Source organism: Pseudomonas sp. 05T35, from assembly GCF_056396605.1.
The window spans coordinates 1-9,939 of the sequence record NZ_JBFTLU010000184.1 but is presented as its reverse complement, the minus strand read 5'-3'; the positions used below and the strand labels follow the sequence as shown (position 1 = coordinate 9,939).

Sequence of the window (9,939 nt, the reverse complement as noted above, 5' to 3'; positions counted from 1 at the left end):
AATTGGGCGGATCCACGAGCCCTCGGGTAAAATGGCCGCCATTTTACAGAATCCAGACGAAAGGGTCAGATTATGCCGCTCACTCAAGAGCAGAAGAAACAGTACAAGTCCATTGGCCACCATCTGAAACCAGTTTTGACTGTGGCTGACAACGGTTTGACTGAAGGTGTTTTAGCCGAACTGGAACGCGCATTGGGCGATCACGAGCTGATCAAGATCAAGCTCAGCATCCTCGATCGCGAATCGCGCCTGGCAGCCATTGCAGAACTGTGCAAGGCCGGCAAAGCGGATCTGGTGCAAGTCATCGGCAAGATGGCGCTGATTTACCGCAAGAACTTCAGCGTCAACAAGCAGCTGTCGAACGTCCATCGCTTCAAGTGATGATACGGGTCAAGGGTGTGCTTCGCGCACCCTGCCACCCCATCCCGGCACCGGCTGCAAAACCAGCAGTAATCCGGCAAAACCCAGCACAAGATAGCTGAACGACAACCAGCGCTGTGCCTGCGGCCAGTCAATTCGCACGACGAAGTACATCGCACTCGCGTATAGCGCCATCAACAGCAGTTGCCCGCGAATATCGCGCCATAGACTGACAAGGCCCTTGGCCTGAACCAGCACCAAAACCTGAAAAACCACGCACGCCGCTGAAAAACCGACCAGCAGCGCACTCAGCATGCTTGAAATTTCTTCGATCAACAGCGGCGCCAAGCCAATACGGCTCAGCACCGGGAGCAGACCGATGTGCAACAACCACAGGCCGCCAACCCATAACATCTGAGTCAGCTGCCAAAGCATCGCGCCCGCACGGAGCAGGCGCTTGCCTTCAGATATGGCGGACTTCGACAATCTCGTACTCGATAACGCCGCTAGGCGTTTTGACCGCCACCACATCACCCTCTTCCTTGGCAATCAAGGCGCGAGCAAGTGGCGAACTGACGGAGATCTTGCCGAGTTTGAAGTCAGCCTCATCCTCGCCCACGATGTGGTAAGTGACACTTTCATCCGTTTCGACGTTGGCGATTTCAACGGTGGTACCGAAAATCACTTTGCCGGTGTGAGGAATCGTCGTGACATCGATGATCACCGCATTCTGCATGCGGCCTTCGATGTCACGGATCCGCGCTTCAACCATACCCTGCTGCTCGCGAGCAGCGTGGTATTCGGCGTTTTCCTTCAAGTCACCCAACTCGCGAGCCGTACCGATGTCCTGGCTGAGCTTCGGACGGACGACCTTGGTCAGGTGAGCGTGTTCTTCTTCCAGGGCCTTCGCGCCCTTAACGGTCATTGGGTATTTGATCATGCCTTCAATCCTGCGTGTAGATCCTGCAAGCGGCGCACAGTCTTCTCGGGACCGAACTTCAGCGCTTCACAGATAGCTTCGCCAGCAGCAATGGTGGTGGTGCAGTAGATCTTGTGCTGCAAGGCATTACGACGAATGGAGTACGAATCAGCGATCGACTGACGACCTTCGGTGGTGTTGATGATCAGCGTGACTTCGTCATTCTTGATCATGTCGACCACGTGCGGACGACCTTCGGTCACCTTGTTCACACGGCGCACTTTCAGACCTGCAGCTTCGATCAGCTTGGYAGTACCGGCAGTGGCGACCACTTCGAAGCCCAAGTTGATCAGATCACGGGCTACGCCTGCAACCAGCGGTTTGTCATCGTCACGCACGCTGATGAAGGCAGTACCGCCGGTCGGCAGCACTTCGCTGGCACCCATCTGGGCTTTGGCAAAGGCTTCGCCGAAGGTGTCGCCGACACCCATCACTTCACCGGTGGACTTCATCTCCGGGCCAAGGATCGGGTCAACGCCAGGGAACTTGGCGAATGGGAACACATGCAAAGGCAGCGAGTACGGCGGCAGCGAGCACGCGGAGTCACCGGAGTGAACACCTGCCTGTTCGATGTGCTGCATGATCGCGCCGATCACCACGTCGGTGCCGTCGCAAACCGCATCCACGTCCATTTCGATGGCGCAGTTAAGGAAGTGGTCCAGCAGCACAGGACTGTCGTTGGACACTTGAACCGCTTCACGCAGGTAGCGCTTGAGTTCTTCTTCTTCGTAGACGATTTCCATCGCCCGGCCGCCCAGTACGTAGGACGGACGCACCACCAGCGGGTAACCGATTTTCGCGGCAGCACGAATGGCTTCGTCTTCGCTGCGCACGGTGGCGTTTGGCGGCTGACGCAGGTTCAGGCGCTGGACCATCTGCTGGAAGCGCTCACGGTCTTCAGCGCGGTCGATTGCGTCAGGGCTGGTACCGATGATCGGCACACCAGCAGCTTCCAGGGCCCGAGCCAGTTTTAGCGGAGTCTGGCCGCCGTACTGGACGATCACGCCTTTTGGCTTCTCGACGCGGACAATTTCCAGCACGTCTTCCAGGGTCACCGGCTCGAAGTACAGGCGATCGGAGGTGTCGTAGTCGGTGGATACGGTTTCCGGGTTGCAGTTGACCATGATGGTCTCGTACCCGTCATCGCGCAGGGCCAGTGCCGCGTGTACGCAGCAGTAGTCGAACTCGATGCCTTGACCGATACGGTTAGGACCGCCGCCCAGAATCATGATCTTGTCGCGACCCGATGGTGCGGCTTCGCACTCTTCCTCGTAGGTCGAGTAGAGGTAAGCGGTGTCGGTGGCGAACTCGGCGGCGCAAGTGTCGACGCGCTTGTAGACCGGGAACACTTCAAGCTTATGGCGATGGGCACGCAGGCTCTTCTCGGTCACACCCAGCAACTTGGCCAGGCGTTGATCGGAGAAACCCTTGCGCTTGAGGCGGAACATCATGTCGCGGTCGATGCTGGTCAGACCCAGGGTCTTGACCTTCTCTTCGTCCTTGATCAGATCTTCCATCTGCACCAGGAACCAAGGATCGATCATGGTCATGCCGAAGATGTCTTCAACGCTCATGCCGGCGCGCATTGCGTCAGCCACGTACCAGATACGCTCGGCGCCCGGCACGGTCAGCTCGCGCTTGAGTACGCTCATGCTTTCCGGATTGCTCAGGTCGAGCTTCTCGTCCAGACCGCAAACACCGACTTCCAGACCGCGCAGAGCTTTCTGCAGGGATTCCTGGAAGGTCCGACCGATGGCCATGACTTCGCCAACCGACTTCATTTGAGTGGTCAGGCGGGCGTCGGCTTTCGGGAATTTTTCGAAGGCGAAGCGTGGCAGCTTGGTCACGACGTAGTCGATGGACGGTTCGAAAGACGCCGGGGTTTTACCGCCAGTGATGTCGTTCGACAGCTCATCCAGGGTGTAACCCACAGCCAGCTTGGCCGCGACCTTGGCAATCGGGAAACCGGTTGCTTTCGAAGCCAGCGCCGAGGAACGGGATACCCGCGGGTTCATCTCGATGACCACCATGCGACCGGTGTTCGGGCAGATGCCGAACTGGACGTTGGAGCCGCCGGTTTCCACGCCGATCTCGCGCAGTACCGCCAGGGAGGCGTTACGCAGGATCTGGTATTCCTTGTCGGTCAGGGTCTGTGCCGGAGCCACCGTGATCGAGTCACCAGTGTGCACGCCCATCGGGTCGAAGTTTTCGATCGAGCAGACGATGATGCAGTTGTCCTTCTTATCGCGGACAACCTCCATTTCGTACTCTTTCCAGCCAATCAGCGATTCGTCGATCAGCAGCTCTTTGGTCGGCGACARGTCCAGACCGCGGGCGCAGATTTCTTCGAATTCTTCACGGTTGTAAGCGATACCGCCACCGGTGCCGCCCATGGTGAAGGACGGACGGATGATGCACGGGAAGCCGAGCTTCTCGAGGACCGCGTTGGCCTCTTCCATGCTGTGGGCGATGCCGGAACGCGGGCAAGCCAGGCCGATGGATTTCATCGCCTTGTCGAAGCGCGAGCGGTCTTCAGCCTTGTCGATGGTGTCAGCGTTGGCGCCGATCATCTCTACGCCGAACTTCTCCAGAATGCCTTCGCGCTCCAGGTCCAGGGCGCAGTTCAGAGCGGTCTGGCCACCCATGGTMGGCAGCAGCGCGTCCGGACGCTCTTTCTCGATGATCTTGGCAACAGTCTGCCACTTGATCGGTTCGATGTAGGTGGCGTCGGCCATGGCCGGGTCGGTCATGATGGTGGCCGGGTTGGAGTTCACCAGGATGACGCGGTAACCCTCTTCGCGCAGGGCTTTGCAAGCCTGGGCGCCGGAGTAGTCGAATTCGCAAGCCTGGCCGATCACGATCGGGCCAGCACCAAGAATCAGGATGCTTTTAATGTCTGTACGTTTTGGCATGGGTAGTCACTCAAATCCGCAGGTCCGACGGCAATTCCCAAGGAGAAGCCGTCTTGATCAATCTCTGAAGCCCTTCAGGGGCCGCCGGGTTACCGGGGCCACCCTCAGGGACTTCTCGCTACATGCTCAAGCCCGGCGATTAACGTCGCTTGGCCATCTCGTTGATGAAGCGATCGAACAGCGGCGCCACATCGTTCGGACCAGGGCTGGCTTCAGGGTGACCCTGGAAGCTGAACGCGCTCTTGTCGGTACGCTCGATGCCTTGCAGGGTGCCGTCGAACAGCGATTTGTGGATCGCCCGAACGTTGCCTGGCAGGGTCGCTTCGTCTACCGCAAAACCGTGGTTCTGGCTGGTGATCATGACGACACCGGAATCCAGATCCTGAACCGGGTGGTTGGCACCGTGGTGACCGTGGCCCATTTTCAGGGTCTTGGCGCCAGAGGCCAGAGCCAGCAGTTGGTGCCCGAGGCAGATGCCGAACACCGGGATATCGGTTTCCAGCACGTCTTTAATGGCCTGGATCGCGTAGTCGCATGGCTCAGGGTCACCCGGGCCGTTGGACAGGAACACACCGTCCGGCTTCAGAGCCAGAACGTCAGCAGCCGGCGTTTGAGCTGGCACCACGGTCACGCGGCAACCGCGCTCGACCAGCATGCGCAGAATGTTGACCTTGACGCCGTAGTCGTAGGCAACCACGTGGTACGGCAGATCGGAAGCGTCGAGGGTCGCGTGGCTGTCGGTTTTCAGATCCCAGACAGTCGAGCGCCATTCGTACTGCTTTTTGGTGCTGACGACTTTCGCCAGATCCATGCCCTTCAGGCCCGGGAAGCCGCGCGCCGCTGCGATCGCAGCCTCGTCGGAGATGTTGTCGCCAGCCATGATGCAGCCGTTCTGCGCGCCTTTTTCACGCAGGATGCGTGTCAGGCGGCGGGTGTCGATACCGGCGATTGCCACAACATTGTTGGCTTTCAGGTAGTCGGACAGGGACATCGTGTTACGCCAGTTGCTCGCAACCAGTGGCAGGTCACGAATCACCAGACCTGCAGACCAGACGCGGTCGGACTCGGCGTCTTCCGGCGTGGTGCCGGTGTTGCCGATGTGCGGGTAAGTCAGGGTAACGATCTGTTGGGCGTAGGAAGGATCGGTAAGGATTTCCTGATAGCCGGTCATGGCGGTGTTAAACACCACCTCACCAACGGTTTGACCGTCGGCTCCAATGGCTTCGCCGCGAAAAATGCTGCCATCAGCAAGGGCGAGTATGGCTGGCTTAGTCAAGAAGACCTCCCGTAAATAAAGCCTGAAAGGGCGATCGCAGGTTGTAAAAAAGCGGAGTGACGTATGGACACGTCACCCCGCTTCTTCACTGAATTATTCTGCGCGCTTTTAGTGGACACACTAAAGCTGTAGCTTACAGAAAAAGGCTTTTTGGGTCTACCGCCAATGAGCCTAAAAGGCCGAGGAATGCGACAGGACGTCGCTTGGCAGGATAAATCGGGCTCAAACGCTGTGTTTGAACCCGATTTCGGGGCCATCTTAACGCAGGTCGAGCACGTCTTGCATGTCGTAAAGACCCGGCTCACGACCATCCAGCCACAATGCGGCACGCACCGCACCCTTGGCGAAGGTCATGCGACTGGACGCTYTGTGGGTAATCTCCAGTCGCTCGCCCTCACAGGCGAACAGCACCGTATGATCGCCGACCACATCACCACCGCGAACCGTGGCGAAGCCAATGGTTTCACGCTCGCGCACACCGGTGTGGCCTTCACGCCCATAGACCGCAACTTTCTGCAGATCACGATCCAGTGCACTGGCGATCACTTCGCCCATGCGCAAAGCCGTACCTGAAGGCGCATCGATCTTGTGCCGATGATGGGCTTCGATGATTTCGATATCAGCATCATCGCCCAGCACGCGAGCCGCCATATCGAGCAACTTCAACGACAGGTTCACGCCAACACTGAAATTGGCTGCGAAGACAATTGGAATGTCCTTGCCCGCCTCGGCCAGCAACTGCTTTTGCGCGGCGTCCAGCCCCGTAGTGCCGATGACCATGGCCCTGCCCACCTTGCGGCAGAACGCCAGGTTTTTCAGCATGACCTCCGGGAGCGTGAAGTCGATCAATACGTCGAACTCAGCCACCACCGCTTCCAGGTTACCGGACAACGGCACACCGATACGCCCCAGCGCGGCCAGCTCACCGGCATCCACCCCTATCAGTGTGCTGCCGGGGCGTACGATTGCCGCCGTCAGCCCCGCGAGCGGTGCACGTTGCTGCACCGCTTCGATAAGGTTCTTGCCCATGCGCCCGGCAGCGCCCATCACAGCTATACGTCGCATGCCCGACTCCTTACAGATCGCCGAAGAAGCGCTTCACGCCTTCGAACCAACCGGTAGTTTTCGGCGAGTGGCTGTTGTCGTCCGCCAGGGAACTGCGGAACTCTTCCAGCAACTCACGCTGACGACGCCCCAGATTGACCGGAGTCTCGACCACCACGCTGCACATCAGGTCGCCCGCGCCACCGCCACGAACCGGTGCAACGCCCTTGCCACGCACCCGGAACTGCTTGCCGGTTTGTGTGCCCTCGGGAATTTTCAGCTTGACCCGACCATCAAGGGTCGGAATCTCCAGCTCACCGCCCAACGCCGCATCAACGAAGCTGATAGGTACTTCGCAAAACAGATGCTTGCCGTCACGCTGGAAGATCGCGTGCTCGCGCACGTTGATCACCACGTACAGGTCGCCAGTCGGCCCGCCCTGAGTACCCGCCTCGCCCTCGCCAGACAGACGAATACGGTCGCCGGTATCGACGCCAGCCGGTACTTTCACCGACAGGGTCTTGTACTCTTCGACGCGACCTTCGCCATTGCAGGAGTTGCACGGATCGGAAATGATCTTGCCCTGACCATGGCAACGCGGGCAGGTTTGCTGCACCGAGAAGAAGCCTTGCTGCATGCGCACCTGACCGATACCACCGCAGGTCGGGCACGTGACCGGCGCAGAACCTTTCTTGGCGCCCGAACCGTCGCATGGCTTGCAGTTGACCAGTGTCGGAACACGGATATTCACGGTCGTGCCGCGCACCGCCTCTTCCAGGCTCAGCTCCAGGGTGTAACGCAGATCGCTGCCGCGCTGAGCGCCGCCACGGGAGCCGCCGCGACCACCACCGAAGAAGTCACTGAACACATCGCCGAAGATATCGGAGAAGTTCTGACCACCAAAACCAGCACCGCCACCGCCCATGCTTGAGTCGACACCCGCATGACCATACTGGTCATACGCTGCGCGCTTGCTGGAATCGGACAGCACTTCGTAGGCCTCGTTGGCCTCCTTGAATTTCTCTTCCGACGCCTTGTCGTCAGGATTACGGTCCGGGTGATGCTTCATCGCCAAGCGACGGTAGGCCTTTTTCAGGTCCGTTTCGCTCGTGCCACGCTCAACACCCAATACTTCGTAATAGTCACGCTTTGCCATAAGTCTTTGCACTCTTAAGGACGTTCGGCAAACCCCTCCTGAGCTTCGCCAAACTCGTTGAGCCCCAATACAGGCCCGGACCCAACTCACGTCAATTCAACGATCCTGGTCTTTGATTCGATGCGGTACCTGTGGATCGGAAAGCAGGAGCATCCCCGTCCGCACCGCCAGCATTCGAACGCTGTCGCATGCTGTAAAAATTCGTCTACTCCAGACACGCCAACGCGGGAGCAAGCTCCCGCGCGGCGACATCCTACCAGTCACCGCACAAAGGCAGTCAACCGGCCGACCAACAACTTACTTGTGTTCTTTGACTTCTTCGAACTCAGCGTCGACAACGTCGTCAGCCTTTTCAGCTTTTTCAGCGTGCGGTGCCGCACCTTCAGCTGGCTGGGCCTGTTCGGCGTACATCTTCTGCGCCACTGGAGCGGAGACTTTCGACAGCTCTTCAACCTTGGCTTCAATGGCAGCCTTGTCGTCGCCCTTGATAGCGGCTTCCAGGGCAACCACAGCAGCTTCGATTGCAGTCTTCTCTTCAGCAGTCACTTTTTCACCAGCGTCCGTGACCATTTTGCGCGTCGAGTGAACCAGCGCGTCGCCCTGGTTGCGGGCAGTAGCCAGCTCTTCGAACTTGCGATCTTCGTCGGCGTTGGTTTCAGCATCACGAATCATCTGCTGAATTTCTTCCTCGGACAGACCGGAGTTGGCCTTGATCACGATCGACTGAGTCTTGCCGGTGGCCTTGTCTTTGGCGCCTACGTGCAGGATGCCGTTGGCATCGATGTCGAAGGTCACTTCAATTTGTGGCACGCCACGCGGTGCTGGCGGGATATCGGCCAGGTCGAACTTGCCCAGGGACTTGTTCTGTGCAGCTTGCTTACGCTCGCCTTGCAGCACGTGAATAGTCACTGCGCCCTGGTTGTCATCGGCAGTCGAGAACACTTGCGATTTCTTGGTAGGAATCGTGGTGTTTTTCTCGATCAGCGCAGTCATCACGCCACCCATGGTTTCGATACCCAGAGTCAGCGGGCTGACGTCGAGCAGCAGAACGTCTTTCACGTCACCGGCCAATACCGCGCCCTGGATAGCAGCACCCATGGCAACCGCTTCGTCCGGRTTCACGTCTTTACGGGCTTCTTTACCGAAGAAATCGGTAACAGCCTTCTGAACCAGAGGCATACGGGTCTGACCGCCGACCAGGATCACGTCGTTGATCGCGCCAACGTCGATACCCGAATCTTTCAGGGCAATGCGGCAAGGCTCGATGGTGCGTTGAACCAGGTCTTCAACCAGCGCTTCCAGCTTGGCGCGGGAGATTTTCACGTTCAAGTGCTTAGGACCGGTCGCATCTGCAGTGATGTACGGCAGGTTAACGTCGGTCTGCAGGCTCGAAGACAACTCGATCTTGGCTTTCTCAGCGGCTTCTTTCAGACGCTGCATGGCCAGCGGGTCACCCTTGAGGTTCATGCCGCTTTCTTTCTTGAATTCGTCAACGAGGTAGTCGATCAGACGAATGTCGAAGTCTTCACCGCCGAGGAAGGTGTCACCGTTGGTGGCCAACACTTCGAACTGGTGCTCACCATCGACTTCGGCGATTTCGATCACAGACACGTCGAAAGTACCGCCACCCAGGTCATAAACGATCACGGTGTGATCGCCCTTGGCCTTGTCCATACCGTAGGCCAGAGCGGCTGCGGTTGGTTCGTTGATGATGCGTTTTACGTCCAGGCCAGCAATACGGCCGGCGTCTTTGGTCGCCTGACGCTGGCTGTCGTTGAAGTAGGCCGGAACAGTGATGACCGCTTCAGTCACTGCCTCGCCGAGGTAGTCTTCGGCGGTTTTCTTCATTTTTTTCAGAATTTCAGCCGAGATCTGTGGCGGCGACATTTTCTGGCCGTTCACTTCAACCCAAGCGTCGCCATTGTCAGCCTTGGCGATTTTGTAAGGGACCATCTTGATGTCTTTCTGTACGACTTCTTCGTCGAACTTACGACCGATCAGACGCTTCACCGCATACAGGGTGTTATGCGGATTGGTCACAGCCTGACGCTTGGCCGACTGCCCCACCAGGATCTCGCCATCGTTGGCATAAGCGATGATCGACGGCGTAGTACGCGCGCCTTCAGCGTTTTCGATAACTTTGGCTACGCCGTTTTCCAGCACGGAGACGCAGGAGTTGGTAGTCCCCAGGTCGATACCGATAATTTTGCCC

Annotated in this window: 8 protein-coding genes; 1 reads left to right on the top strand and 7 read right to left on the bottom strand. The window is 58.3% G+C overall.

Annotated elements, in window-relative coordinates; genetic code table 11:
* Positions 1–72: 72 nt before the first annotated feature.
* Positions 73–381: a YhbY family RNA-binding protein gene (locus AC1DH9_RS15510; RefSeq protein WP_019691785.1), complete on the top strand. Its 309-nt coding sequence runs from the start codon at positions 73–75 to the stop codon at positions 379–381.
* Between the two features lie 9 nt (positions 382–390).
* Here AC1DH9_RS15510 and AC1DH9_RS15505 read toward each other — a convergent pair whose 3' ends face one another.
* The 7 genes from AC1DH9_RS15505 to dnaK form a co-directional block, all read right to left on the bottom strand.
* On the bottom strand, positions 391–795 hold the full coding sequence (locus AC1DH9_RS15505; protein WP_427547271.1) for an MFS transporter: 405 nt from the start codon (positions 793–795) through the stop codon (positions 391–393).
* Between the two features lie 28 nt (positions 796–823).
* Entirely contained in the window at positions 824–1,300 is a 477-nt protein-coding gene (gene greA / locus AC1DH9_RS15500) for a transcription elongation factor GreA (protein WP_427534348.1), read from the bottom strand.
* Entirely contained in the window at positions 1,297–4,251 is a 2,955-nt protein-coding gene (gene carB / locus AC1DH9_RS15495) for a carbamoyl-phosphate synthase large subunit (protein ID WP_477808384.1), read from the bottom strand. Before carB ends, greA begins: the two co-directional genes overlap by 4 nt.
* A 139-nt stretch (positions 4,252–4,390) precedes the next feature.
* Complete coding sequence (gene carA, locus AC1DH9_RS15490; RefSeq protein WP_429539923.1) at positions 4,391–5,527, bottom strand: glutamine-hydrolyzing carbamoyl-phosphate synthase small subunit; 1,137 nt, start codon at positions 5,525–5,527, stop codon at positions 4,391–4,393.
* A 258-nt stretch (positions 5,528–5,785) separates the two neighbouring features.
* Entirely contained in the window at positions 5,786–6,592 is an 807-nt protein-coding gene (dapB, locus tag AC1DH9_RS15485; RefSeq protein ID WP_477808383.1) for a 4-hydroxy-tetrahydrodipicolinate reductase, read from the bottom strand.
* Positions 6,593–6,602: 10 nt separating this feature from the next.
* Positions 6,603–7,727 carry a molecular chaperone DnaJ gene (dnaJ, locus tag AC1DH9_RS15480; RefSeq protein ID WP_427534344.1) on the bottom strand — a complete coding sequence of 375 codons (1,125 nt, stop codon included), beginning with the start codon at positions 7,725–7,727 and terminating at the stop codon, positions 6,603–6,605.
* 297 nt (positions 7,728–8,024) lie between these two features.
* The coding region (dnaK, locus tag AC1DH9_RS15475) for a molecular chaperone DnaK (protein WP_477808382.1) at positions 8,025–9,939 on the bottom strand (1,915 nt) is incomplete at its 5' end.